Annotated in this window: 24 protein-coding genes; 6 read left to right on the forward strand and 18 right to left on the reverse strand. The window is 68.1% G+C overall.

Annotated elements, in window-relative coordinates; all coding sequences use genetic code 11:
• Window positions 1-1,902: an ABC-F family ATP-binding cassette domain-containing protein gene (locus AC07U0_RS09615; RefSeq protein WP_494719806.1), complete on the reverse strand. Its 1,902-nt coding sequence runs from the start codon at window positions 1,900-1,902 to the stop codon at window positions 1-3.
• A 149-nt stretch (window positions 1,903-2,051) separates the two neighbouring features.
• Here AC07U0_RS09615 and ndk point away from each other — a divergent pair, with 149 nt between their 5' ends.
• The gene (gene ndk, locus AC07U0_RS09620; protein WP_494719807.1) at window positions 2,052-2,471 is read left to right on the forward strand and encodes a nucleoside-diphosphate kinase; all 420 of its coding nucleotides are present in this window, start codon (window positions 2,052-2,054) and stop codon (window positions 2,469-2,471) included.
• A gap of 126 nt (window positions 2,472-2,597) precedes the next feature.
• Window positions 2,598-2,807 carry a YMGG-like glycine zipper-containing protein gene (locus AC07U0_RS09625; RefSeq protein ID WP_494719808.1) on the forward strand — a complete coding sequence of 70 codons (210 nt, stop codon included), beginning with the start codon at window positions 2,598-2,600 and terminating at the stop codon, window positions 2,805-2,807.
• Window positions 2,808-2,910: 103 nt separating this feature from the next.
• Here AC07U0_RS09625 and AC07U0_RS09630 read toward each other — a convergent pair whose 3' ends face one another.
• The 4 genes from AC07U0_RS09630 to purM form a co-directional block, all read right to left on the reverse strand.
• On the reverse strand, window positions 2,911-4,944 hold the full coding sequence (locus AC07U0_RS09630; RefSeq protein ID WP_494719809.1) for a M13 family metallopeptidase: 2,034 nt from the start codon (window positions 4,942-4,944) through the stop codon (window positions 2,911-2,913).
• An 83-nt stretch (window positions 4,945-5,027) separates the two neighbouring features.
• Window positions 5,028-5,624 carry a phosphoribosylglycinamide formyltransferase gene (gene purN / locus AC07U0_RS09635; RefSeq protein ID WP_494719810.1) on the reverse strand — a complete coding sequence of 199 codons (597 nt, stop codon included), beginning with the start codon at window positions 5,622-5,624 and terminating at the stop codon, window positions 5,028-5,030.
• Window positions 5,624-7,009 (reverse strand): M20/M25/M40 family metallo-hydrolase, encoded by a 1,386-nt coding sequence (locus AC07U0_RS09640; protein ID WP_494719811.1) that lies wholly within the window; start codon window positions 7,007-7,009, stop codon window positions 5,624-5,626. Before AC07U0_RS09640 ends, purN begins: the two co-directional genes overlap by 1 nt.
• 25 nt (window positions 7,010-7,034) lie before the next feature.
• Window positions 7,035-8,066, reverse strand: a complete 1,032-nt coding sequence (purM, locus tag AC07U0_RS09645) for a phosphoribosylformylglycinamidine cyclo-ligase (protein ID WP_494719812.1) — start codon at window positions 8,064-8,066, stop codon at window positions 7,035-7,037.
• Window positions 8,067-8,144: 78 nt separating this feature from the next.
• On the opposite strand from purM, the gene rnd reads away from it, so the two are divergent.
• Window positions 8,145-9,293, forward strand: a complete 1,149-nt coding sequence (gene rnd, locus AC07U0_RS09650; protein WP_494719813.1) for a ribonuclease D — start codon at window positions 8,145-8,147, stop codon at window positions 9,291-9,293.
• Between the two features lie 12 nt (window positions 9,294-9,305).
• Here the strand turns inward: rnd and AC07U0_RS09655 are convergent, their stop codons facing one another.
• The 5 genes from AC07U0_RS09655 to AC07U0_RS09675 form a co-directional block, all read right to left on the reverse strand.
• Window positions 9,306-9,662, reverse strand: coding sequence for a VOC family protein (locus tag AC07U0_RS09655; protein WP_494719814.1), 357 nt, complete (start codon window positions 9,660-9,662; stop codon window positions 9,306-9,308).
• A gap of 45 nt (window positions 9,663-9,707) precedes the next feature.
• Window positions 9,708-11,195: a Ppx/GppA phosphatase family protein gene (locus tag AC07U0_RS09660; protein WP_494719815.1), complete on the reverse strand. Its 1,488-nt coding sequence runs from the start codon at window positions 11,193-11,195 to the stop codon at window positions 9,708-9,710.
• 11 nt (window positions 11,196-11,206) lie between these two features.
• A complete protein-coding gene (locus AC07U0_RS09665; protein WP_494719816.1) occupies window positions 11,207-13,423 on the reverse strand; it encodes an RNA degradosome polyphosphate kinase in 2,217 nt (738 codons plus the stop codon).
• 46 nt (window positions 13,424-13,469) lie between these two features.
• A complete protein-coding gene (locus tag AC07U0_RS09670; RefSeq protein WP_494719817.1) occupies window positions 13,470-14,135 on the reverse strand; it encodes a P-loop NTPase family protein in 666 nt (221 codons plus the stop codon).
• Window positions 14,136-14,249: 114 nt separating this feature from the next.
• Entirely contained in the window at window positions 14,250-14,537 is a 288-nt protein-coding gene (locus AC07U0_RS09675; protein ID WP_494719818.1) for a YciI family protein, read from the reverse strand.
• A 162-nt stretch (window positions 14,538-14,699) separates the two neighbouring features.
• Between AC07U0_RS09675 and aspS the strand changes: the two genes are divergently transcribed.
• Window positions 14,700-16,532 (forward strand): aspartate--tRNA ligase, encoded by a 1,833-nt coding sequence (gene aspS / locus AC07U0_RS09680; protein WP_494719819.1) that lies wholly within the window; start codon window positions 14,700-14,702, stop codon window positions 16,530-16,532.
• A gap of 76 nt (window positions 16,533-16,608) precedes the next feature.
• On the opposite strand, the gene AC07U0_RS09685 is transcribed toward aspS, so the two are convergent.
• The 4 genes from AC07U0_RS09685 to AC07U0_RS09700 all read right to left on the reverse strand — a co-directional run bounded on the left by AC07U0_RS09685 (window position 16,609) and on the right by AC07U0_RS09700 (window position 21,176).
• A complete protein-coding gene (locus AC07U0_RS09685; protein WP_494719820.1) occupies window positions 16,609-17,502 on the reverse strand; it encodes a pentapeptide repeat-containing protein in 894 nt (297 codons plus the stop codon).
• 62 nt (window positions 17,503-17,564) lie between these two features.
• Window positions 17,565-18,101, reverse strand: a complete 537-nt coding sequence (locus AC07U0_RS09690; protein WP_494719821.1) for a pentapeptide repeat-containing protein — start codon at window positions 18,099-18,101, stop codon at window positions 17,565-17,567.
• A gap of 13 nt (window positions 18,102-18,114) precedes the next feature.
• On the reverse strand, window positions 18,115-18,423 hold the full coding sequence (locus tag AC07U0_RS09695; RefSeq protein WP_494719822.1) for a hypothetical protein: 309 nt from the start codon (window positions 18,421-18,423) through the stop codon (window positions 18,115-18,117).
• Complete coding sequence (locus AC07U0_RS09700; protein ID WP_494719823.1) at window positions 18,420-21,176, reverse strand: TSCPD domain-containing protein; 2,757 nt, start codon at window positions 21,174-21,176, stop codon at window positions 18,420-18,422. The genes AC07U0_RS09695 and AC07U0_RS09700 overlap by 4 nt, the downstream gene beginning before the upstream one ends.
• 207 nt (window positions 21,177-21,383) lie before the next feature.
• Between AC07U0_RS09700 and AC07U0_RS09705 the strand changes: the two genes are divergently transcribed.
• Both AC07U0_RS09705 and AC07U0_RS09710 read left to right on the forward strand, forming a co-directional pair.
• Window positions 21,384-21,776, forward strand: coding sequence for an NADH:ubiquinone oxidoreductase subunit NDUFA12 (locus tag AC07U0_RS09705; protein ID WP_207931735.1), 393 nt, complete (start codon window positions 21,384-21,386; stop codon window positions 21,774-21,776).
• Window positions 21,776-22,432, forward strand: a complete 657-nt coding sequence (locus tag AC07U0_RS09710) for a DUF2155 domain-containing protein (protein ID WP_494719824.1) — start codon at window positions 21,776-21,778, stop codon at window positions 22,430-22,432. The genes AC07U0_RS09705 and AC07U0_RS09710 overlap by 1 nt, the downstream gene beginning before the upstream one ends.
• Here the strand turns inward: AC07U0_RS09710 and aat are convergent.
• The 4 genes from aat to aroQ are packed head-to-tail and all read right to left on the reverse strand — an operon-like array spanning window position 22,399 to window position 25,442.
• Window positions 22,399-23,091, reverse strand: a complete 693-nt coding sequence (gene aat, locus AC07U0_RS09715; protein WP_494720272.1) for a leucyl/phenylalanyl-tRNA--protein transferase — start codon at window positions 23,089-23,091, stop codon at window positions 22,399-22,401. The two genes, AC07U0_RS09710 and aat, sit on opposite strands and share 34 nt — an antisense overlap.
• Window positions 23,088-24,440: an acetyl-CoA carboxylase biotin carboxylase subunit gene (gene accC / locus AC07U0_RS09720; RefSeq protein WP_494719825.1), complete on the reverse strand. Its 1,353-nt coding sequence runs from the start codon at window positions 24,438-24,440 to the stop codon at window positions 23,088-23,090. Before accC ends, aat begins: the two co-directional genes overlap by 4 nt.
• Before the next feature lie 3 nt (window positions 24,441-24,443).
• The gene (accB, locus tag AC07U0_RS09725; protein WP_494719826.1) at window positions 24,444-24,947 is read right to left on the reverse strand and encodes an acetyl-CoA carboxylase biotin carboxyl carrier protein; all 504 of its coding nucleotides are present in this window, start codon (window positions 24,945-24,947) and stop codon (window positions 24,444-24,446) included.
• 27 nt (window positions 24,948-24,974) lie between these two features.
• Entirely contained in the window at window positions 24,975-25,442 is a 468-nt protein-coding gene (gene aroQ, locus AC07U0_RS09730) for a type II 3-dehydroquinate dehydratase (RefSeq protein ID WP_494719827.1), read from the reverse strand.
• Between the last annotated feature and the right edge of the window lie 96 nt (window positions 25,443-25,538).

Below are 25,538 nucleotides of genomic sequence, written 5' to 3' on the forward strand. Positions count from 1 at the left end.
TCAGCTCACCTCAGCCAGGGCTTCCTCGGCGGCGACCCAGGCGGCTTCGGCGGCGTCGAGGTCGGTCTGGGTCTTGGCCCGGGCGCGGGACAGGCCTTCGAGGGCCTTGGGGTTGCTGACCGAGGCGTTGGCCATGTCGTCGTCGATGCGAGCGATCTCGGCCGTCAGCTGGCTCATCCGTTCCTCGGCCTTTTTCACAGCGTGACGCAGGGTCGAGGGCGAGGGGCCTGATTTCTTGTTGTTTCCCTTGGCTCCGGCATTTCCGCCGACAACCTGAGCCGTAGAGGCAAGAGCCGCCTCTTCCTTCTTGATCTGGCTGGGCTTGGCGATGGCGGCCTTGGCGCGGTCGAGGACGAATTTGGCGTAGTCGTCCATGTCGCCCTCGTAGGGCTTCACTGTGCCGTCGGCGGCCAGCCACAGCCGGTCGGCCACCATCTCCATCAGCGAACGGTCGTGGGTGATCAGGATGACGGCGCCCGAGTAGTCGTTCAGGGCGTCCAGCAGGGCGCGGCGGCTGTCGATGTCCAGGTGGTTGGTCGGTTCGTCGAGGATCAGGACGTGGGGCGCGTCCATGGCCACCATGTTGAGCAGCAGGCGCGCGCGCTCGCCGCCCGACAGGCTGTCGACGGTTGTCTCCTGCTTCTCATAGCCGAGACCGAACTGGGCCAGTTTCGACCGACGGGCGCTTTCAGAGCCGTCCGGCATGGCCCGGCGGATGATCTCCAGCGGGGTGTCGGTCGGGTCCATGGCCTCGATCTGGTGCTGGTGGAACCAGCCGACCCTCATCTTCTTGTCGCGGTGCAGTTCGCCGTCCGAGACGTTCAGTGCGCCTGCGATCATCTTGGCGAAGGTCGACTTGCCGGCGCCGTTGACGCCCAGCAGGCCGATCCGGTCGTCCAGATCCATGCGGAGGTTGAGATTGCGCAAGATCGGCTTGCCGGCTTCATAGCCGACATTGGCGCGCTCCAGCCGGATCAGCGGCGGCGCTAGGGGGCGCGGCGGCGAAGGCAGGGTGAACGGGGCGACCCGCTCCTCGATGGTCGTCGCGACCGGCTGCATCTTCTCAAGCCGCTTCATGCGCGACTGGGCCTGGGCGGCCTTGGAGGCCTTGGCCTTGAAGCGGTCGACGAAGGCCTGAAGGTGGGCGCGCTCGGCGTCCTGCTTGGCCTTGGCCGAGAGCTGCAGACGAGCCTTCTCGGCGCGCGCCTTTTCGAACTGGTCGTAGTTGCCCGTGTAGAGGGTCAGATTGTGGTTCGCGAGGTGCAGGATGTGGGTGCAGACCTCGTTCAGCATCTCCCGGTCGTGGGAGATGATCAGGGCGGTGTGCGGATACTTCTTCAGCCGCGCCTCGAGCCACAGGGCGCCTTCGAGGTCGAGATAGTTGGTCGGTTCGTCGAGCAGCAGCATGTCCGGCTCGGCGAACAGGGCCGCGGCCAGGGCGACGCGCATGCGCCAGCCGCCCGAGAACTCGGACATTGGCCGCTGCTGGTTCTCCTGATCGAAGCCGAGGCCGACGAGGATTTCGGCGGCGCGGGCCGGGGCGGCGTCGGCGTCGATCTCGATCAGCCGGGCCCAGATCTCGCCCATCTCCTCGGGCTCGGCGGTCTCCAGCCGGCCCAGCAGGGTGTGCCGTTCGACATCGGCCTCAAGGATGGTGTCGAGGACGCTGACCGGGGTCGCCGGGTGTTCCTGATCGACCGAGCCGATGCGGGCGGTCTTGGGCAGGCTGATCTCGTCGCCGTTGGCGTTGAGTTCGCCGAGGATCAGCTTGAACAGGGTCGACTTGCCGATGCCGTTGCGGCCGACCAGTCCGACCTTGGAGCCCGGCGGCAGGCTGACGGAGGCGTCGATGAGGAATTTGCGGCCCCAGGCGTTGAACGTCAGGTCGGTGATCTGGAGCATGGTTCTGACGGACTTGAGCTGGGCGTCCTGCGACACACGCGAACGGCCCTTTTCGGGGAGGGGACCGGAAGCGGCGGGGACGCCTTGGAAATGACTGAGGGCGCGTCTATAAGCCCCCACCTCCACATTCCCAAACAAGAAGTCTTCCCATGACCGAACGTACGTTCTCGATCATCAAGCCTGACGCGACCCGCCGCAACCTGACCGGCGCCGTCAACGCCGTGATCGAAGCCGCCGGCCTGCGCATCGTCGCGCAACGCCGCATCAAGCTGACCGAGGCCCAGGCCAAGAAATTCTATGAAGTCCACGCCGAGCGCCCGTTCTACGGCGAGCTGGTCGGCCAGATGACCGCCGAGCCGGTCGTCGTTCAGGTGCTGGAAGGCCCGAACGCCGTCGCCGCCTACCGTGAAGTCATGGGCGCCACGAACCCGGAACAGGCTGCCGAAGGCACCATCCGCAAGCAGTTCGCCCTGTCGATCGGCGAGAACTCGGTCCACGGTTCGGACTCGCTGGAAAACGCCGGCATCGAAATCGCCCAGTTCTTCACCGACGACCAGATCGTCGGCTAAGGCTCTGGTTCCACGCCGGAAACGGCGCGGTATCCGACATTACGACCCTCGTCCGGGGAACCGGGCGGGGGTCGTTTCGTTTTGTCTCCACACGTCGTTCCCCCGAGACGTTCAGGAGATTTCACCATGAAGACCATTCTCAAGCTCACCCCGATCGTCGCCGTCGTCGGCCTGCTCGCCGCCTGTGGCTCGACCATGGAGCAGCGCGCCGCGACCGGCGCCCTGGGCGGCGCCGTCGCCGGTCAGGTTCTGGGCGGCAACACCACCGCCACCGTGGGCGGCGCTGTCGCCGGCGCGGCCGTGGGCGCTGCGACGACCCCGCGCCGTCCGCACTAAACATCAGGCGTACGCATGAAAACGGCCCCGGGAGCGATCCCGGGGCCGTTCTTCTTTTCGGGCTACCGGCCGGTCGGCCTGCTTGAGCCCGGGGCGGCGAGCCCTACCAGATCACCGCCCGATTGGCCGGGGCGATGTACTTCTCGTCGCCGGGCTTGACCCCGAAGGCGTCGTACCAGGCCTGGATGTTGCGGATCGGCACGGAGGCGCGGACCTCGGCGGGCGAGTGGGGGTCGGTCGCCAGCTGCTGCTGGATAGCCGCCTCACGGGCCTTCTCACGCCAGACCTGGGCCCAGCCGAGGAACAGGCGCTGGTCGCCGGTCAGGCCGTTGATCACCGGCGCCGGCTGGCCGTTGAGGGCCAGGTGATAGGCGTCGAGCGCCATCAGCAGGCCGCCGAAGTCGGCGATGTTCTCACCCATGGTCAGGTCGCCGTTCACATGCATGCCCGGCAGGGGGAAGGTGGCGTCGTATTCAGCGCCGAAGATCTTGGCCTGGGCCTCGAACTTGGTGGCGTCCTCGGCGGTCCACCAGTCGCGCAGCACGCCGTCGCCATCGACCTTGCGGCCCTGATCGTCGAAGCCGTGGGTGATCTCATGGCCGATGACCGCGCCGATGCCGCCGTAGTTGACGGCCATGTCGGCGTTCGGATCGAAGAAGGGCGCCTGCAGGATGGCCGCCGGGAAGACGATCTCGTTGCGCGGCGGGTTGTAGTAGGCGTTGATGGTCTGGGGCGTCATCCCCCATTCCTTGGGGTTCACCGGTTTGGTCGTCTTGGACATCTGGAACGCCCATTCGAAGGCCGCCGCCCGCTCGGTGTTGCCGAACAGGTCGTCCTTGCTGATTTCCAGGCCGTCATAGCTGCGCCATTCGTCGGGATAGCCGACCTTCACGCCGAAGTGGGCGATCTTGTAGAGCGCCTGCTCCTTGGTCTCCGGGCTCATCCATTCCAGGCGCTTGAGGCGCTCGGTCATGGCGGCGAGCAGGTTCTGGACCAGGGCCTCCATCGCCGTCTTGGACGAGGCGGGGAAGTGCAGGCGGACGTATTCCTTGCCCAGAGCCTCGCCGAGCGAGCCGTTCACGGTGCGGACCGCGCGATTCCAGCGGGGCCGGTTCTGGGCGACGCCGTTCAGAACCGTTCCGTGGAAGGCGAAGCTGGCGTCGACGAAGTCCTGCGACAGGACCGGGGCAGCCTGATCGGCGAAGTGGAAGGCGGCATAGGCCTTGAGGGTGTCGAGATCGGTCGCGGCGAAGATGGCGGCCAGCTCGGGCAGGGCGGTCTTCTCATTGACCACGGTGTGGGCGGCGGCCGGCAGATTGGCCGCCTCGGCCCAGGCGGCCCAGTCGAAGCCCGGCGCATAGGCCGCGACCTCGGCAAGGGTCATGGGGTTGTAGATCTTGTCCATCTGGCGGGACTCGACCTTGGTCCAGGACTTCTCGGCGACCTTGGTCTCGAAGGCGACGATGTTGGCGGCGGCCTGTTCCGGATTGGCCCAGCCGATCTTGCCCAGCATCTGGGCGACATAGGCCTGATAGGCGGTCTTCTTCTCGGCGAAGGAGGCTTCCAGATAGTAGTCGCGGTCGGGCAGGCCGAGGCCGTCCTGGGCGATGTAGGCGCTGTTGGTGTTCGGGTCCTTCAGGTCCTCGAAGATTTGCAGGGCGAACAGGCTCTTGCCGGCGCCGCCGAAGCTGCGGCCCATGATGCGGGCGATGTCCGAACGGTCGTGGGCGGCGCGGATCGTGGCCAGACCCTGTTCCAGCGGCTTGGCGCCGAGGGCGTTGGCGCGGGCCTCGTCCATATAGCTGGCATAGAAGTCGCCGATGCGCTGGGCCTCGGGCGAGCCCTCGGGGTGGGCGGCGCTGGTCTCGATGATCGCCTTCAGCTGTTCCTGGGTCTGATCATAGATGACGTCCCAAGGGCTCCAGGACGGACGGTCGGCCGGGATGGTGGTGGCGTCCGTCCAGCCGCCCGAGGCGTAGCGGTTGAAGTCGTCGCCGGGCTTGACCGAGGTGTCCATCGTCGACGGATCGAAGCCCCAGGTCCCGATGACGGCGTGGCCGGCCGTCTGGGCGAACGCGGGCGTGGACAGGGTCAGGGCGATAGCCGCCGTGGCCAGGAGGGAAGCGTGTCGTTTCATGGAAGCCCCATCTTGAAATTTGGGGCGGAGACTGGTCCCGGCGAGGCGTTTTGTCGCGGCGGAAACGCCTACATTACAAAAATCTAATGCAGATCCCGGCAGAAGTCGGCGAGCACGCGCGGATAGAGCTGGTGTTCGGCCACATGGACGCGCTCGGCCAGGCTGTGGGACGTGTCGCCCTTGATGATCGGCACCCGGGCCTGACCGAGGATGGGACCCTCGTCGACGCCGTCGGTGACGATATGCAGGGTGCAGCCGGCCTCGGCGTCGCCCGCCTCGATGGCCCGGGCGTGGGTGTCGAGGCCTGGATACAGGGGCAGGAGCGACGGGTGGACGTTCAGCATCCGCCCCGCCCAGCGTTCCACCAGCCAGGGCGTCAGGATGCGCATATAGCCGGCCAGGGCCACGACCTGAACGCCCTCGGCCATGAGGACAGCGTTGACGACGCGTTCGTGGGCCTCGCGGTCCTTGCCAAAGTCGCGGTGATCGACGACGTCGGTCGCGATCCCTTTGGCCTGGGCGACGTGAAGGCCGCCCGCGTCCGGCTTGTTGGAGACCACCAGGGCGATCTCATAGGGGCAGTCCCCGGCCTGTGAGGCGTCGATCAGGGCGGCCATGTTCGACCCGGCGCCGGAGATCAGGATCCCGACCTTCACCCGGTCCTTCGCAGTCTCGGGCATCAGGAAGCGGGCGCCGCCGGGGGAGGCGTTTCCGAGACGAAGGCGCCGGCCGGGCCGGGGAAGACGACCGGGCTCTCATAGCCGTCGGCCGAAACCGCGGAGACGCCGAAGAAATAGTCGTCGATCGGAATATCCTTGAGCACCAGCTCCGTCGCCGACCCAGCCCAGCGGCTGTTCGTCCACTGCGGGGCGGTGGTCGTGCGCCACCAGACGCGGTAGCCGGCCGCGCCGGGGACGGCGGTCCATTTGACCGTGGTGTCGGGCGAGACATTGCCGGAGATGGCGACTCCGGTTGGCACGGTCGGCGCCTTGGCCAGGGCCGCCATGGTCACGATGTTCAGACGCGCCACCTGACCCAGATAGCCGAAGTCCACGCCGTCGATGGTGTCGCCATAGACGATGCCGTTCTCGGTACGCAGGTCCTGGTGCTGGTGGTTGTAGTTTTCGGCGCCTTCGGTGATGCGCACGGCGGGGAAGCCGGCCTTGAGCATTTCCGTCTGGTCGCCGCCGCGGCCGAAGCGGTCGGTGCGATAGATCATCTCGACGTCGAAATTGGTCAGGTAGCGGTCGGCGATCGAGTCGATGAAGCGGGCGAGGTTGCGCGAGGAACTGTCGACCTCGCCGCCGTTGTAGCGGCGCTGGGCGGCTTGTTCCGGGGTCTCGACCGACTTGGTGCCTTCGGAGAAGACGCGGATGCGGGTGGTGTCGCGCACGCCCGACATGCCCTGGGAGTTGCCGACGATGTCGTTGTTCAGATTGGCCTCGACGGTCCAGCCCTGGGCTTTGGCGTAGTCGGCCAAAATCTTGCCGCCCAGGAGGCCCTGTTCCTCGCCGGACAGGACGGCATAGACGAGCGTCGCCTCGAACTTCTGTTTCGACAGGACGCGGGCGGCCTCCAGCACGGCGGCGACGCCCGAGGCGTCGTCATTGGCGCCGGGCGCGTCGGCGGTGAAGTTCATGACGTCGGTGACACGGCTGTCGATATGGCCGGAGATGACGATGACGCGGTTTGGATCGCCGGTTCCGCGCTGGATGGCCAGGACGTCGACGACCTCGGTGGGCGTGGGCACACGGCGGCCGGTCACGGTGTCGGCGGGCAGGGCGATCTCGAGGCAGCCGCCACAGTCGGCGCTCATGGCGCGGAACTGACGCTCGGTCCAGCGGCGGGCCGCGCCGATGCCGCGCGTCTCGGAGCGGGTCTCGGACATCGTATGGCGCGTGCCGAAGCCGACCAGGCTGGTGATGTCGGCGCGCATCCGCTCGGGCTGGATCTGGCCCGCAATCTCATGCAGCAGCGGCTGCTCGGCCGCGACCGGGGTCTGGGCCTGAGCGGCGGCGGGGAGAGCGAGGAAGGCGGCCGTCGCGGCCAGGATCAGGTTGCGCATCGGACCTCCTCGAACTCGGTTTGAACTAGACCAACTGGCCGCAGACGAAGGCCGTTTCGCCGGCCTCCAGCAGGCCTTCCAGCACCGTCTCGACGTTTTCCGGCGCGACGATGAGGATGAAGCCGACGCCGCAGTTGAAGGTGCGGCGCAGTTCGTGGTCGGAAATGCCCCCGACCTCGCCCAGCCACTGGAAGACGGGCGGCACGGGCCAGGCGTCCCAGTCGAACTCGGCGCTCAGGCCCTCGGCGATGCAGCGCGGCGGGTTTTCGATCAGGCCGCCGCCGGTGATGTGGGCCGCGCCTTTGACCAGACCGGCCTTCATGAGCGGCAGGACCGGCTTGATGTAGATGCGGGTAGGCTCCATCAGGGCCTGGGCCAGCGAGCGGTCCTTGGCGAACGGCGCGTCGTCGCCCCACGACAGGCCGGACTTCTCGACCACCTTGCGGATCAGGGAATAGCCGTTGGAGTGCGGGCCCGAGGAGGCCAGGCCGATGATGACATCGCCGGCGAACTGGCGATCAAGGTAGGGCAGGGCCTGGCCGCGCTCGACGGCGCCGAGCGAGAAGCCTGCCAGGTCGTAGTCGCCGCCCGCATACATGCCGGGCATCTCGGCCGTTTCGCCGCCGACGAGGGCACAGCCGGCCTGACGGCAGCCTTCAGCGATGCCGGCGACCACGCGACGGGCCGCGTCGATCTCGAGCTTGCCGGTGGCGTAGTAGTCGAGGAACAGCAGGGGCTCGGCGCCCTGGGCCAGCAGATCGTTGACGCACATGGCGACCAGATCGACGCCGACGCCGTCATGACGGCCCGTCTCGATGGCGATTTTCAGCTTGGTGCCGACGCCGTCGGTGGTGGCGACGATCAGCGGATCCTCGAATCCGGCGGCCTTGAGGTCGAACAGGGCGCCGAATCCCCCCAGCGAAGCCTCGGCTCCGGGGCGGCGAGTCGACTTCGCCAGAGGCTTGATGGCGTCCACAAGCTGTTCGCCGGCGTCGATATCCACGCCCGCATCGGCGTAGGTCAGGCCGTTTTTCAGCGTTTCGGGGCTGTCAGTCATGGTCGGGGGGCCTGAATCGGTGCTGAAATGTGTTGCGGCTCTTGCCACAAAGGCGTCGCGCGGGGCTATAGCATCCGAATGACGCCAATCACCACCAATGACGCGCTCGTTGCATTCTGTGAGGCCGTAGCGCAGGCCCCGTTCATCGCCGTGGACACCGAGTTCATGCGCGAGACAACCTATTGGCCCAAGCTGTGCCTGATCCAGGCGGCGACGCCGACGCATGAGGCGATCATCGATCCGCTGGCGGACGGTCTGGATCTTGAGCCCTTCCTGGACATCCTGCGCGATCCGGCCGTGATCAAGGTCTTCCACGCAGCGCGTCAGGACACCGAGATCTTCGTCAAGCTGGGGGCCATGCCCAAGCCGATGTTCGACACCCAGGTCGCCGCCATGGCCGCCGGGTTCGGCGATCAGGTCAGCTACGATTCGCTCGTGCGCCAGATGCTGAAGGTCGATCTCGACAAGGGCAGCCGCTTTACCGACTGGGCCCGGCGCCCGCTGTCGGAGGCCCAGCTGACCTACGCCATCGGCGACGTGACCCATCTGGCCGCGCTCTATCCCAAGCTGCGCGACCGGCTGGCCAAGGAAGGCCGTCTGGACTGGGTGACGTCGGAGATGGAGGATCTGGTCGATCCCGCCCTCTATGACACCACGCCCGACAACGCCTGGAAGCGTCTGCGGCCCAAGAAATACTCGGCCAAATACCTTGCGGCCTTCAAGGCGACGGCGGTGTGGCGCGAGACGGCGGCGCAGGATCGCGACCAGCCGCGCGGCCGTATCCTCAAGGACGAGGCCATCGACGAGATCGCCACCCAGGCCCCGACCGACATCGAGGCCTTCAACCGCCTGCGCTCGGTGCCCAAGGGCTTCGGCGGCTCGCGGCTGGGTCTGGAGCTGATCGAGGAGCTGAAGCGGGTCATGGCCGACCCGGAGGCCCATGCGCCCAAGCTGGACCGGCCGTCGCACAATCAGCCGGCGCCGCCGTCGGTGGTCGAGCTGCTCAAGGTCCTGCTCAAGGCCAAGAGCGACAATGCGGGCGTGGCCTCCAAGCTGATCGCCACGGTCGCGGACCTCGAGAAGATCGCCCTGTCGGACACCGCCGAGGTCGAGGCCCTGCACGGCTGGCGGCGTCAGCTGTTCGGCGAGGACGCGCTCAAGCTCAAGCGCGGCGAGATCGCCCTGGTCCTGAATGGCCCCCGGGTCGAGGTCGTCGAGATCGAATAGGCCCGAAAGGGCCTATTTCGACGGTTCCCAGAGTTCGATCTGGTTGCCTTCGGGATCCTGCAGGCGGCAGAAGCGGCCGACCTCCGGGCTGTCCCATTCGGCTTTGGTGATGATCTCGACGCCAGCCGCCCGGAGGCTGGCCATCATCTCGTCGAGCCCTTCGACGCGCAGGTTCAGCATCCACTGCTTCTCGGCCGGGAAGTAGTCGGTGTCGGCCTTGAACGGGGCGAAGACGGTTGGGCCGGCCTGCTGGTCCCAGACGAACTGACCCTCGGGCGCCCCGACGCCCAAGTGTTCCAGATACCAGGCGCCGAGCGCCTTGGGGTCTTTTGCCCTGAAGAACAATCCGCCGATGCCGGTGACCGCCATGGTCATCTCCCCCTGATTTCGCGGGGAGAATGATACCGGCGCTCGTTAGATGTCCAGCTTGAGCTTCATGGCCTCGGCCAGGGCCTTGGCGCGGCGGCGGGTTTGTTCGCCGATCAGGACGTCGGCATAGCCCTCGGACGCCGTCAGGCGCAGCAGGCCGCGATCGACGGTGACCGAGGCATTGGCCAGCAACTGGGGCGAGCGGCCCGAGAGGTCGCAGCCGAGGCGCATGGCCAGACCAAGGGCGCGGGCGCGCTGGCGGGCGGGCTCGTCCAGCAGCTTTTCGACCACGTCGGGATCCGGCGTCGCCGCAGACCCGCCGTAGCGGGCGTTGAGCACACAGGCCAGGAAGACGCGCTCGGCGTGGCTCTGTCCCGGGATCGGGGCGCGCAGCACCTGATCGAAGACCAGTTCCAGCCGGTGGTCGGGATGCAGCCGGGCGCCGAGGTCGGCCAGTTGGCAGGCGGCCGAGGCGAGGACGTCGTCGCGTTGTCGGCCGAACGCCGGGGGCAGGGCCGTGATGACCTCCTCCAGCCAGCCGCGCAGGGCGCCGGGCAGGGTCGGCGAGATGCCCTGACGGCCGCCCAGGGCCGCGCAACCGGCGATCAGCGGGTCCTGGACGGCCTCGTCGCGGTCGAGGGCCTCGAACAACAGCCCCTCGCGCAGACCCCAGGCCGAGAAATGGATGGTCTTGAGCCCGAGACGATCGATCAGCCCCTCCAGCACCAGGGCGGAGTAGGGCAGGGTCTCGGCGCGCTTCTTGGACAGGCCGGGCAGGCGGTCCAGCGAGGCGCGCGACTGCTGTGCCACCAGCCGGGCCACGCCGCGCGCGTCCTCGGCGTTCATGGCGTACTGGTGGACGATCCGGATCGGATAGCCGTTCATGGCCATGTGCAGCTGGGCCAGCGAGCGCCAGCCGCCGCCGACCGCGTGCAGACTGTCGGTGGCGAAGGGCCTGGCCGCGGGCTTGAGGCGTTCGGCGATGGTGGCGCGCAGACGAGCGGTGTCGAAGCCTGCGGGGTCGGCCAGGCTGAACGGACCCAGCGGCAGGGTGATCCCGGGCTTGAGCGTCTGGCCTTCCAGCCGGATGAGTTCGAGGCTGGAGCCGCCCATGTCGGCCGCGACGCCCTCTGCCGTCGGGTCGCCCGCCAGCACGCCGAGCGCCGAATAGCGGGCCTCTTCTTCGCCCGACAGGACGCGGACCTGAAGCCCGGTCTCGGCGGCCACGCGGCTGCAGAACTCCGGACCGTCGATGGCCTCGCGCACGGCGGCGGTGGCGGCGACGTGGAGATAGGCCGGTCGTACGCCCTCCAGCACCGCCGCGAACCGGCGCAGCGCCGTCAGGGCCATCTCGACGCCGGCGGGCGAAAGCTTGCCGGTCTCCGGAAGGTCGCGGCCCAGACCCGCCAGGACCTTTTCGTTGAATACGGTCCAGATGGCGCGCCCCTCAAGCCGGTACAGGACCAGACGCACGGAGTTGGAGCCGATATCGACGACCGCCGCCTCACGCGGGGCGATGTAGGATTCGATCACCTAGGTCGGGCTCAACGCGAGGGACGCACGTAGCGCAGGGCTTCGGGCTTGTTCTTCACCTTGCGGCCGCGGCCAGAGAGGCTGGGGTTGGTCATGAAATACTTGTGAGCCGAGAAGGGCCGTTCCGGATCGGCCGGGGTCACGCGCACATAGTTCCCGTCCGCGTCCAGTGTCCAGCTCTGGGCGTCGTCCTTGAGGTTGGCGACCATGATCTGGTCCAGCACCTGATCGTGGACGGTGGCGTTGCGGATCGGGGTCATCAGCTCGACCCGGCGATTGAGGTTCCGCTCCATCCAGTCGGCCGAGGAGATGAAGACCTTGGCCTTGTCGTGCGGCAGATCCTTGCCGTTGGCGAAACAGATGATCCGGCTGTGCTCGAGGAAGCGGCCGACGATCGACTTGACCCGGATATTGTCCGACAGGCCGGGCACGCCCGGACGCAGGCAGCAGATGCCGCGCACGACCAGCTCGATACGCACGCCCCACTGGCTGGCGCGATACAGGGCGTCGATGATCTCGGGATCGACCAGGGCGTTCAGCTTGACCCAGATGGCCGCGGGCTTGCCCATAGCCGCCGCCGACATCTCCTTGCCGATCAGCTCGATCAGGGTCGCCTTCATATTGATGGGGGAGACGACCAGGGCCTCCAACTCCTCAGGCTCGGCATAACCGGTGATGTAGTTGAACACCCGGCCGGCGTCGCGGGCCAGGACGGGGTCGGAGCTGAACAGGCTGAGGTCGGTGTAAACCTTGGCCGTGACCGGGTGATAGTTGCCGGTTCCGAAGTGGCAGTAGGTCTTGAGGGCATCGCCCTCGCGCCGGACCACGACGCTGACCTTGGCGTGGGTCTTGTACTCGACGAAGCCGAAGACGACGTGGACACCGGCCCGTTCCATGGCCCGGGCCCAGCGCAGGTTGGCCTCCTCGTCGAAGCGGGCCTTGATCTCGACCAGTGCCACGACGTTCTTGCCGTTCTCGGCCGCCTCGATCAGGGCCGCGACGATCGGGCTGTCCTTGGAGGTGCGGTACAGCGTCTGTTTGATCGCGATGACGTTGGGGTCGCGCGCGGCCTGACGCAGGAATTGGACCACGACGTCGAAGCTCTCGAACGGGTGGTGGATCAGGATGTCCTTCTCGCGCACGGCAGCGAAGACGTCGCCGCCCTGGTCGCGGACGCGTTCGGGATAGCGGGGCTCATAGCCCGGGAACTTCAGGTCCGGGTGGCCCGGCGGGATCAGCTCGGACAGCTGGGCCAGACCCAGCATGCCCTGGACCATGACCACGTCCTGCGGGGCGGCCTTCAGCTCGGTGACGATGAAGTCGCGCAGGTCATCGGGGGTCGAGGCCTCGATCTTGACCCGCACCACCTCGCCGAGACGGCGCTGCTTGAGCGCCTCCTCGTATTCGAGAACCAGATCCTCGGCCTCTTCCTCGATCTCGATGTCCGAGTCGCGGATCAGGCGGATCAGCCCGCGTTCCAGCACCTCGCAGCCCGGGAACAGGTGGTCGATGAACAACAGCAGCAGGCTTTCCAGCGTCACGAACCGGCGGCGGCCCGGCTTGGAGCGGCCGTCGACCGGCAGCTCCCAGAAGCGGCGCACCTGGGTCGGGACGGGCACCAGGGCGTAGAGCACCCGGTTGTCGGCGTGGCGGCGCAGCTTGAGCACCAGCGAGAAGCCGAGGTTGGGCAGGAAGGGGAAGGGGTGGGCCGGGTCGATCGCCAGGGGCGTGAGGACCGCGAACAGCTGGTTCAGGAACTCCGGCTCCAGCCGGTCGCGCTCGGTCCGGGTGATCTTGGCCGAATGGATGACCTCGATGCCGGCCTCGGTCAGCTCCTTGCGCAGTTGGGCCCAGCGCGACTGCTGCTCGGCCATCAGCTCACCGGCGGCCAGATTGACCTTTTCCAGCTGCTCGGCGGGCGTCAGGCCGTCGGAGGACAGCACCCGGACCCGTTCGCGCACCTGACCCTTCAGGCCCGCGACCCGGGTCATGAAGAACTCATCCAGATTGTTGGCCGAGATCGACAGGAACCGCAGCCGCTCCAGCAGCGGGTGCGTGGGGTTGGCGGCTTCCTCCAGCACCCGGGCGTTAAACTTCAGCCAGCTGATCTCGCGGTTGAAGAACCGTTCGGGCGAGGCCATCAGCTCTTCGGACAGGGCCAGCTGCGGCGCGCGGGAAGAGGGGACCTCTTCTCCGGTGGTGGTGTCGGCAATCACGGCGTCGGACATGGATACAGGTTGTGGAGCGCGTTCGTGACGGCTGCAACCTCGCTGTTCAGTTCTCTTCGTCGTCTTCGGCGCCGACGGCTTCCAGCACCTGACGCGCCAGGGCTCGGGTGACGGGGCGATGCTGCTCGTCCAGCCGTGCGACGACGTCCTCGACGGCGGCCGCGGACCGGTCGATACGCCGCACCAGATAGTCGATCAGCTCATCGGTCGGGGTGATGCTGCGTTCGGCGAATCGGGCGCGCAGGATGGCGGCCAGCACCACGTCGTCGGGCTCTTCCATTGCCGTGACCCGGATCGAGTCGAGCCGCGAGCGGAGGTCGGGCACCTGAACCTTCCAGAAGCGCGGGGAGGGGCGCGAGACCAGCAGCAGGGCGCCGCCGTCGGCCTGGGCCAGGTTGATCAGGTGGAACAGGGTCTCGTCGTCGGCGTCCTGGGCGATGTCCAGCAGAACCGGGCGGCCCTCCAGCTCCAGCGGGTCGTGGTGGGCGGCCTCAGCGCCGTTCAGGGCGACGGCGCCGACCCGTTCGGCCCAGATCGCCGCCAGATGGCTCTTGCCGCAGCCGGCGGGGCCGCAGATGGCCATGACCTGACCCGCCGCGTCGGGCCAGCGCTCCAGCACCCGCACGGCCTCTTCGTTGGAGGCCGAACGCACGAAGGTCGACGCGCCCTGGGGCACGTCGCTCTGCAGCGGCAGGCGGAGTTGATCGGTCATGGCGAGACGTCCCGGCATGGTGTCATCCTACCACCCCGCGTCGGAAACGCAGTTAACGGCGGGGCGACGGAAACGGGGGACATCGGGGACAAGACGGTCGTCCTGTGGGTGGCTTCAGACGAATTCGGCCAAAGCAGGATTGATGCGGCCCGCCGCGAACTCGACGATGCGATAATCGGCCAGGCCGTGGGCCGCGAAGGGATCTTCCTTCATGATGGCGGTGACCTCTTCCAGCGACTTGCCGCCGCGGGCGATCAGGAAGCCGCCCGTGCGCGGCACCTTGGGGCCGGTCAGGATCAGCAGGCCGTCGGCGATCTGCTCGTCCAGCCAGGCGCGGTGCTCGGCCGTCTTCGCCTCGATCTCCTCGATGGGGCGGGTGTAGGTGATCTCGATCAGGAACATGTGCGGCTTCCGAAGGACTGGACGCCCGTTGATATGTGGATTCGGCGCCCTGTGGACAAGGTCGCAAGATCGGCTCCGACCTTGACTTTCAAGGGCGATGATGCGCCCTTCCGCGCCTTCCAATTCCCGCCGATTTCCGGCCGATTCAGACGAAATTTCCCCATGCACGCCTATCGCTCCCACACCTGCGGCGCCCTCCGGTCTTCGGACGCGGGCGCCAATGTGCGTCTTTCGGGCTGGGTCCACCGCAAGCGCGACCTCGGCGGCCTGCTGTTCGTCGACCTGCGCGACCACTACGGCATCACCCAGCTGGTGCTGCACCCGTCGACCCCGGGCTTCGAGATCGTCGAGCGTCTGCGCGCCGAAAGCGTCATCAGGATCGATGGCGAGGCGGTCATGCGCGACCCCTCGACCGTGAACCCCCTTCTGCCGACCGGCGAGGTCGAGGTCCGCGTCGCCGGCCTGGAAGTCCTGTCGGAAGCCGCTGAACTGCCCATGCCGGTCTTCGGCGACCAGGAATACCCGGAAGAAATCCGCCTGCAGAACCGGTTCCTCGACCTGCGTCGCGAGCGTCTGCACAAGAACATCGTCCTGCGGTCGAAGGTCATCTCCTCGATCCGTCAACGCATGGTCGGTCAGGGCTTCCTGGAGTACCAGACGCCGATCCTGACGGCCTCGTCGCCCGAAGGCGCGCGCGACTTCCTGGTGCCGTCGCGTCTGCACCCCGGCAAGTTCTACGCCCTGCCGCAGGCTCCGCAGCAGTTCAAGCAGCTGCTGATGGTCTCGGGCTTCGACCGCTACTTCCAGATCGCGCCCTGCTTCCGCGATGAAGACCTGCGCGCCGACCGTTCGCTGGAGTTTTACCAGCTCGACGTCGAGATGAGCTTCGTCACGCAAGAGGATGTTTTCGCGGCGATCGAGCCCGTCATGCACGGCGTCTTCGAGGAGTTCTCGAACGGCCTGCCGGTGTCGCCGATCGACGGCAAACATACCTTCACCAACGACTTCGGAGAGCAGTTCGAGCACGCCGGTTTCGAACGCCTGACCTTCGCCCAGTCGATGAAGTGGTACGGCACCGACAAGCCGGACACCCGCAACCCGATCAAGATGCAGGTCGTCTCGGATCACTTCCGCGACGGCGGTTTCGGCCTGTTCGCCAAGATCCTGGGCGCTGACGAGAAGAACGCTGTCTGGGCCATCCCGGCACCGACCGGCGGCTCGCGCGCCTTCTGCGACCGGATGAACTCCTGGGCCCAGGGCGAGGGTCAGCCCGGCCTCGGCTATATCTTCTGGTCGGACGACCAGAACGCCTGGGGCGGCCCGATCGCCAAGAACCTCGGTCAGGAGCCGACCGAGGCCCTGATGACTTCGCTGGGTCTGGGCCAGGGCGACGCGGCCTTCTTCGTCGCCGGCTTGCCGACGACCTTCGCCAAGTTCGCGGGTCTGGCCCGCACGCGCGTCGGCACGGAGCTGAAGCTGGTCGCCGAAGACCAGTTCAAATTCTGCTGGATCGTCGACTTCCCGATGTTCGAATGGTCGGAGGAAGAGAAGAAGGTCGACTTCTCGCACAACCCGTTCTCGATGCCGCAGGGCGGGCTGGAAGCGCTGGAGACCCAGGATCCCCTGACCATCCGCGCCTATCAGTACGACATCGTCTGCAACGGCTATGAGCTGTGCTCGGGCGCGATCCGGAACCACAAGGCCGAGATCATGCTCAAGGCCTTCAACCTCGCCGGCTATGACAGCTCGGTGGTCGAGGAGCAGTTCGGCGGCATGCTGAACGCCTTCCGCTACGGCGCGCCGCCGCACGGGGGTCTGGCCCCCGGCATCGACCGCATCGTCATGCTGCTGGCCGGCGAGACCGCCATCCGCGAGGTCATCGCCTTCCCGCTGAACCAGCAGGGCGAGGATCTTCTGATGAACGCCCCGACCGAGGCGCAGGAGCGTCAGCTCAAGGACGTCCACATCCGCACGGCGGTTCCTATCAAGGTCTGATCGGAAACAGTTGTATGAAAAAGAAAAAGGTGGCCTGCGAGGGCCGCCTTTTTTGCTGTTCGGGCTGTCCTGCGCCTCAGTCGTTCGAGGCGTAGTGGCGCACGGGCGGAGTCGGGACCGCCGGCGGGCGTGGCGGGGCCGGCGGGGACACCCGGACGAAGACCCGGCTGCGGCAGTTGCCGATCTGCAGGCCGCGCGGCAGGCGGGTGCTGTCGTCTGCGCAGGCCTCGCCGACCTGGTCCTGGGTCAGGCCCACGGCGCGCGACAGGTCGGCGCCGCGAATATCGGTCCGGCGCAGGGAGGCCTCGGTGAAGTTGGCGCGGGCGAAATTGCCGTCCCGCAACCGGGCGCCGTCCAGGGTGGCTCCACGGAAATTGGCGCCCGAGAAGTCGCCGGAGGTCATGTTCGAGGCCTGCATCTCGACATGCTGGAACGAGGCGCTGCGTGCGTTGACGTTGGCCAGGGTGGCGCCGAACATCTCGGCGCCGTCCAGGCGGGCATCCTGCAGAACCGCGCTGTTCATATTGACGCCGTTCATCTCCGCACCGGTCAGGACGACACGGGCCATATTGGCGTTGGCGAAGACGCCGCCGGTGGCCTCGGCCCCGTTCATCGTCACATCGACGAAGACGGCGGAGGTGAAGTTGGCGCCGTTCATCTCGACGCCGGTCATATTGGCGCGGCTGAAATCGCTGTTGGTGAAGTTACCGCCGGTCAGTTCGGCGCCGCGCAGATTGGCGCCGATCAGGGTGGCGCTGGTGAAGGTGGCGCCGGTCAGGGTCGCCCCCGACAGGTTCCGGCCCGAAAGGTCGCAGCGATTGCAGGATCCGCCCAGGGTCACGGTGCGGGAAACCCCGCCTTCCTGAAGGCTGAAGCGGACCTCGGCGGCGGCCTGGGTCGCGCAGGCCACGGCGGCCATCCCGAGGGCGGCGGCGGAGGCGTTACGGATTAGTGCTGCGATCTGTTTCACATCGCCTCAATGAAGCGGAAGCCCCTGAAAGCCTACTTAAATCGCGGTAACAGTCGGGCCGCTCAGCAGGCGGGAATATGCAGACCGCCGGGCAGCACAGTCGCCTCGTCGCCGCAGGCCTGGTTGAGCTGGCGCTGGGTCAGGCCGGTGGCCCGGTTCAGCTGGGCGCCCGAGAAGTTGGCGCCGGTCAGGGTGGCCCCGGCGAAGGACCCGCCTTCGAGATAGGCGCCGACGAAGCTCGCGTTCGTCAGGTTGGCGCCCGAGAAGTTCGAACTGGAGAAGACCGCCCCATAGGCCTCGACGTCGCGCATGTCGGTATTGGCGAAGCGGGTGCGGTTCATGACCGCCAGGCTGAAGTCGGCCTGACGCAGGCGTGAGCCGGTCAGGTTCAGCCCGCGCTTCTCGAAGTTCGAGAAATCACCCTGGAACAGGTTGCAGCCGCGGCAGTCGTGGCCCGAGCGGACGCTGGCGATCTGTCCGGCGTTCTGGGCCAGAACCGGAGTAGCGACGGCCGCGACGGCGGCGATCAGGGCGAGGGCTTTCTTCACGGACAGGCTCCGGACCGGCGAGGCCGGTTCTGTGATCTTTGAAAGACCCATACCGCAGAGGTGTTTACGATCCGTGGCCTGCGACGCCGGTCATCAGCGTAGTGCGGCGTCGGATCAGTTCGGCGTGTCCCAGAAGGAAGACGGTCAGCAGTGTCATGACCGGAATCACTACCCGGCCCGGAGGCAGAACGACATCAACACCGTGACCCGCGAGCCATGTCTCGATGAGGGGATAGGTCGGCGGCCAGAGCGAGGCCATGCTGAGAAGGAACAGGGGCCACCAGAGTATGCGCAGCAGAGCGTCGACCGCCTTGGGGAGCGGGCGACCGAGTTTCAGTGCGAACTGATCGTAGAGCCCGCCGCCCGGCATCATCCCTTCTTCGATTCCGCCGCGCCGCAGCTGTCGCAGACCCGGACCGCGCCGCGCTGCTGCAGGGTGAAGTCGCCGCAGGCCGGGCAGGCGTCGGCGTTGGCGACCGCGACGGTGCGTTGTTCCGGCTCGCGCTTGCCGAAGGGCAGGACCACCAGATTGTCGGGCGCCGCGCCCCGGGCGAAACCCTTGGAGATGAAGTGGGCGGCGGGCACCAGTTCATCGGCCTTGCCCGCGCCCAGGCCGTCGGCGTCCAGCGGCTCGGCGTCGGCGTTGGCCAACTCGGTCCGGTCCAGATAGGAGACGCCCAGTTCGCGGAAGATGTAGTCCAGGATCGAGGTCGCCGAGCCGACGCGGTCATTGCCCGTGACCCGGCCGGCGGGTTCGAACCGGGTGAAGACGAAGGCGTCCACGAACTCGTCCAGCGGCACGCCGTATTGAAGCCCGATGGAAATCGCGATCGCGAAGTTATTCATAAGACTGCGGAAAGCGGCGCCTTCCTTGTGCATGTCGATGAAGATCTCGCCCAGCTCGCCGTCGTCATACTCGCCGGTGTGGATATAGACCTTGTGGCCCCCGACGGCCGCCTTCTGGATATAGCCCTTGCGGCGGTCGGGAAGTTTGCGGCGGGTGCGGTCGCGCTCGACCACGCGCTCGACGATCTTCTCGGTCGGCGGGGCTTCGGCGGCGGCCTCCGGACGGCGCGGAGCGGCTTCGAGCTCGGGCAGGTCGAGCAGGGGGCCGGAGGGAGCCGTGTCGGGCAGCAGGCGGATGGCGCGGCGGCCCTCGCTCGCGGCCGTGGCCAGCAGCGCCGTGGCCTCGGCGGCGGTGGCGCGCCAGCTGACGGCGTCAGGCGTGACGTCGGGCGTATCGCTGAACGGCTCGACCGCGCGGCGCAGGTCGCGTTCGATTTCGGCGGGCGCGCGGTTCAGGGTCCCGGCGAGGGCGGCGGGCGCGTCGTCCCAGCCTGACAGGTCCGCATGGCCCAGCGCATAGGCCTCGGCGGTGGCGAGGGCGTCGGCGGACAGACCCAGACGCGGCAACAGGGGGCCGGCCCCCTCGATGCCCAGCACGTCGCGGACATAGCCGGGGTCCAGCACCAGAGGCCCGAAGGCGTCCTCCAGCCGCTCGACCTCGGCCAGGGCGATTTCGACGGACTCCAGCTCTGCGTCGGTGAAGCCGAGGTTGCGCAGGACCTCGTGGTCCATGCCCGGCGCCTCGACGAGGGTGCGGCGGCCCAGCAGGCGGCGCTCGGCGGCGGCGGCGTCCGTCTCGTCCATGGCGGCGATCAGGGCGGGCGACAGATGCCGCTCCACGGCGCCGTCGGCGGTCTCGAACAGGGCGGCGTGGGCGAAGGCGGGGGCGCCGAGCCGCAAGCCCAATTCGGCGTCGTCGATCAGCAGGGAGATGGAGCCATGACGGCGGCCGTCGCGCTTCATCGCCTTGCGGGCGGCGGCGGTGAGTTTGGCGGCATGGGCGGCGAGAGGCGTCGACTGGCGGGCGTCGAAGGCGGCCAGCAGGCCCTGACGGCGTTGCAGGGAGTCCAGCGCTTCTCCGGCCAGGGCCGGGCCTTCGGGGCAGGCGCCCAGAGCCTCGGTCAGCTCGCAGGCGGTCAGGGCCGCGCTGGCCGCGACCACGCCGGCCACGGCCGCGAGGGCCGCCTGACCGGCTTCGTCCGGCACGAGCCCCTGGGTCAGCAGCCATTCGGCCGCGCCGGACAGGCCGAGCGCGACGGGCCGCACCGCCTGACGCCGACGGGCCTGATCGACGGTGGCGGAGAAGCCGGAAGTCAGCTCGATCTCCAGCGCCGTGGTCCACAGCCGGGTCAGGGCCTCCAGCGCGGGCGCGAAGTCGGAAGCCTCAGCCAGCGCGGCGAGGGCGGGGAGGTTCAGGGCGCAGGCGGCGGCCAGCGGCTGATCCGCCACGGCCCGGGCGTCGGCGGCGTCGAACGCCAGGATCAGGTCGCCGGTCAGGGCGGCGCGTCCCGCCAGACGGGCGGGCGCTTCCGTCGAGCCGAACGGCTCGCGGTCGGTGACGGCGACGATCCGCTCCGCCGGGGCCGGCGGGAAGTCGATCACGATCCGCTCGCCGTCGATGGCGCGCAGGATGTCGAGGTCGCTCGCCCCGGCGCGGCGCGCGGCCCCGGCGGCGCGGGCAAGGGCGGGGTTGCGGGCGGGATCGCCGCAGTCGCCGCGCGGCCCTTCGCAGCGGTCCACGACGTCGGCGACGGCCGACAGGGCGCGGGCTGCGGCCTCGGCGGCGCTTTCGGCCAGCTTTGCGGCGCGCCGGGCGTCCAGCGCCGCGGTCAGGGTCTTGAGGTCCGACGCCTCTTCCAGATCGAGAACCGTAGCGGCGGGCGGGGCGCCGATGCTGGCGGGCAGGCGCACCCCGTCCTTCAGACCCCGGGCGGGGGCGGCCAGTCCCAGCAGGACGCTGGCGGTCAGCTCCTCGGCGAAGGTGCGGGCGTCGGCGGCTCCGGCGAAGACGCCCGTCGACCGGCCCCAGACGGCCAGTCGCGCGGCCCAGCCCGAAATCCGGCCGCCCAGAACCTCGAGCCCGAGGGAAACCGTCTCCGTCGCCATGCCCGTGGGCAGATCCTGGGGCAGGCCGTCGGCCCAGTCCATCCAGGCCTCGACGCGGGCGTCGGACCAGCCGTCCGGCGCGATCATCTCGACCACCGAATCGCTCCGCTCGACCCAGCGAGGGCCGGTCGCGATCAGGCTCGCGGGCTGAACGAAGCGGGAGGCGAAGCGCATGCGGGTCTCTTTCCGCCGAAAGGTTCCCCAGACTAGGCAGGCGGGACACAGCCATCAATAGATGTTGCGGGCCAGGCAGGGGTTACCCCCAAGATGTTGATGTGCGCGAAAAGGCCGTCGCGCTGGACGCGGAGCCTCCCGGTTTCTATGATCGCGCCAGCGTCGCCGGACCGACCGGCGCCACGGATTCGATGGGACTCCCACTCAGTGCTTGCTCAGATTTTCACCTGGTGGAACGGCGCCACCATCGGCACCCTGTTCACGATCGCCAAGCGCGCGAACCTGATCGGCACGGACGAGATGGGCAACCGCTACTACGAGAGCCGTGACAACAAGAGCTATGACGGCCGCAAGCGCCGCTGGGTCGTCTACAACGGCTATGCCGAGGCCTCGAAGGTCTCGCCCGACTGGCACGGCTGGCTGCACTACACCTTCGACGAGCCGCCGACCGCCGAGCCGCTCAAGCGCCGCGCCTGGGAGCTGGACCACCAGCCGAACCTGACCGGCACGCCGCTGGCCTGGCGTCCGCCGGGTTCGCTGGCCGCCGAGGGCGTGCGCCCGGCCGCCACGGGCGACTACGAAGCCTGGAAGCCCGAATAGTGAACCGCGCCCGCCTGATCGGCATCGCTGTCGCCGCCCTGACGGTCGTCGGGGCGGGGAGCGTCGTCGTCGCCGGCGGTCTGCAGAACAGCCCGCCGCAGGACGCGCGCCCGACGAACGATCCGGTCGGCGACATCCTGAGGAACGCCCCGCCGGTCGAGACGGCTCCGGCCGGCGCTCCGGCGCCCGCGGCCCCGGTGGCCATCGTCCCCACCACGCCGGTCGACATGGCCGGCGCCCCGCAGGAGACCGTCGCCGACGCCGCCGAGGCCAAGGAAGACGCCAAGGTCCCCGCCGACGAGAAGATCCAGGAAGCCGACACCCCGCTGCCGCGCCAGCGTCGTCGCGTCGCGATTATCGAGGCGATCGACAAGATTACCGCCGAGCGGATGCGGTTCGAGGTCGTGGTTGGCGGTCGCGCCGTACGATTCAACGACAGCCTGATTTTCAGCGTCCGCGCCTGCGAGGTCTCGGCCGACAACGAACTGGTGTCCGACGCCATCGCCTATGTGGACGTCAGCCTGGAGCCCAAGGGCACAACCACCGTCCGCGAGCCGCGGCAGATCTTCCGCGGCTGGATGTTCGCCTCGACGCCGGCGATCAGCGGCCTGCAGCACCCGATCTATGACGCCTGGGTCGTGGGCTGCAAGGCGTAGAAGACCGCCGCCTCGCCGGTCATCGGTTCGTATAACGACCGGGAGTTGGGCTTGAGGGGGCGCGCCGCCTTGAGCAGCTTCAGATAGGCGCCCTGCGGGGTTTCCACCGCCCCGAACTGGCTCAGATGCTCGGTCAGGAACTGGGCGTCCAGCAGCCGCCAGCCGCCCCGCTTCAGCCGCGCCACCAGATGCACGAGGGCGATCTTCGAAGCGTCCCGCTCGCGGCTGAACATGCTCTCGCCGAAGAAGGCGCCGCCCAGGGTCACGCCGTACAGGCCGCCGACCAGCCGCTCGTCCTTCCAGCATTCGATGGAGTGGGCGTGGCCCATGGCCTGGAGCGCCAGATAGAGCCGGCGGATCGGACGGTTGATCCAGGTGTCCTCACGCCCCGGCCCCGGGGCCGCGCAGGCGTCCAGCACGGCGTCGAAGGCGGTGGAAACCCTCACCTCGAACGGCTCGCCCCTGACGGTCCGCTTCAGCCGCGTCGGGATATGGAAGCCGTCCAGCGGGATGACGCCCCGCTGGTCCGGTTCGACGAGGAATATGCGCGGATCGTCGCGCGCCTCGCCCATGGGGAAGACGCCCGTCGCATAGCAGTTCAGCAGCTCTTCGGGGCCGAAGCCGCCGAAGGGACTGGCGCTGAAGCCCGGGTCGCTCAGGCTGCCGGCGCCCGTTTGGCCGCCCACTTCTCCAGCCAGTGGATGTCGTAGTCGCCACTGAGGATGTCAGGCTCGGCCAGCAGGCGCTGGAACAGGGGGATGGTCGTGTCGACGCCGCCGACCACGATCTCGCCGAGGCTCCGCTTCAGCCGCGCCACGCACTCGGCCCGGTCGCGCCCGTGCACGATCAGCTTGCCGATCAGACTGTCGTAGTAGGGCGGGATCGAATAGCCGGCGTAGATGGCGCTATCCAGCCGCACGCCCAGACCGCCGGGGGCGTGGAAGTCGGTGATGGTGCCGGGCGACGGGGTGAAGGTCTCGGCGTTCTCGGCGTTGATCCGCACCTCGATGGCGTGGCCCTCGAAATGGATGTCCTCTTGCGTGAAGGACAGCGGCAGGCCCGCGGCGATGCGGATCTGTTCGCGCACCAGATCGACGCCGGTGATGGCTTCCGTGACCGGGTGTTCGACCTGCAGGCGGGTGTTCATCTCGATGAAGAAGAACTCGCCGTCCTCCCACAGGAACTCGATGGTGCCGACGCCCAGATAGCCGATGGCGGCGATGGCCTTGTTGACCGTCTTGCCGATTTCGGTGCGCTGGGCCGCCGACAGGGCGGGCGAGGGGGCCTCTTCCAGCACCTTCTGGTGGCGGCGCTGCAGGGAGCAATCGCGTTCGCCCAGGTGGACGACGTTGCCGTGGCTGTCGGCGACGACCTGGATTTCGATGTGGCGTGGCTTCTGGAGGTAGCGCTCCATGTAGACGGCGCCGTTGCCGAAGGCGGCCTTGGCCTCGGTCTGGGCGGTCTGGACGGCCTCGACCAGGTCGTCGGCGGTCAGGGCGACCTTCATGCCGCGTCCGCCGCCGCCGGCGGCGGCCTTGACGATCAGGGGGAAGCCGATGGTCTTGGACGCCGCGATGGCGGCCTCGACGGTCTCGACCTCGCCGTCAGAGCCGGGAACCACCGGAATGCCGGCGTCCTTGACGGTCTGTTTGGCGCTGATCTTGTCGCCCATGACCCGGATGTGGTCCGGCTTGGGACCGATGAAGGTCATGCCGTGGGCTTCGACGATCTCGGCGAAGCGGGCGTTTTCGGACAGGAAGCCGTAGCCCGGGTGGATCGCCTGGGCGCCGGTGATCTCGGCCGCTGCGATGATCGACGGGATGTTCAGATAGCTCTTGGCCGCCGGGGCCGGACCGATGCAGACGCTTTCGTCCGCCAGTCGCACCCACATGGCGCCGCGGTCGGCCTCGGAGTGCACGGCGACGGTGGAGATGCCCATCTCCTTGCACGCCCGGTGGATACGCAGGGCGATTTCGCCGCGGTTGGCGATCAGGACTTTGGTGAACATGGCTTACGCCTCGAGCAGGACGAGGGGTTCGCCGTATTCGACGGGCTGGGCGTCGCCGACCAGGACTTCGGCGACAACGCCGTCGCGCGGGGCCTGGATGGGGTTCATGGTCTTCATCGCCTCGACGATGATCAGGGTCTGGCCCTTCTTGACCTTGTCGCCGACCTTCACGAACGGCGGAGCCTCGGGCGAGGCCTGCAGATAGGCGGTGCCGACCATCGGCGACTTCACGGTCTCGCCCGCCTTGGCGGCGGGAGCGGCGGCCGGAGCCGCGGCGGCGGGGGCGGCGGCGACCGGAGCCGGAGCGTGAGCGTGAGCCGGGGCGGCGGCGTACTGCATCACCGGGGCGGAGACGATCTCACGCGCCACCCGGATGCGCAGTTCGCCGCGCTCGACCTCGATCTCCGTCAGGGAGGTGTCGTTCAGGATGTCGGCGAGCTGGCGGACCAGGGTCGCGTCGATCTCTTCGTTCTTGATCTTGGCAGGGGACGATTTCGGATCGGCCATGGGTTCTCTCGAGCCTTCTTCTTGATCTCAGGACGAACGGGCGGCGGCCGCTGCGCGTTCCGCAGCCAGCTTCACCGCGGCCTTGACGGCCAGTTCGTAACTTTGCGGGCCGAAGCCCGCGACGACGCCGGTCGCAACCAGCGAAACATAGGTCTTGTGCCGGAATTCCTCGCGGGACGCCGGGTTGGACAGGTGACATTCGATCACCGGGATCGCCAGGGCCTTCAGCGCATCCAGCAGGGCCACGGAGGTGTGGCCGTAACCGGCGGGGTTGATGACCAGGGCCGAACCTTCGGTGCGGGCCTCATGGATCCAGTCGATCAGCTGGCCTTCGTGATTGGACTGGCGGAAGACCACCCGGGCGTCGCCCGCAGCCTGTTCGCACAGCGCCTGAACGTCAGCCAGCGTCTCATACCCATAGATATCCGGCTCACGAACCCCGAGGAGGTTGAGATTGGGACCGTTCAGGACGTAGATGACGGGCGTTTCGGGCATTACCTGCGGTGAGGCTCCGGGCGCGGGAACGCCCATGAATCGGGCGGCCTTTTAACTGACTGACGGCGCAGGTCAAAGCGACCCGCGCGAAAGGCT

It is taken from the genome of Brevundimonas sp. GW821-FHT02A10 (assembly GCF_059422025.1).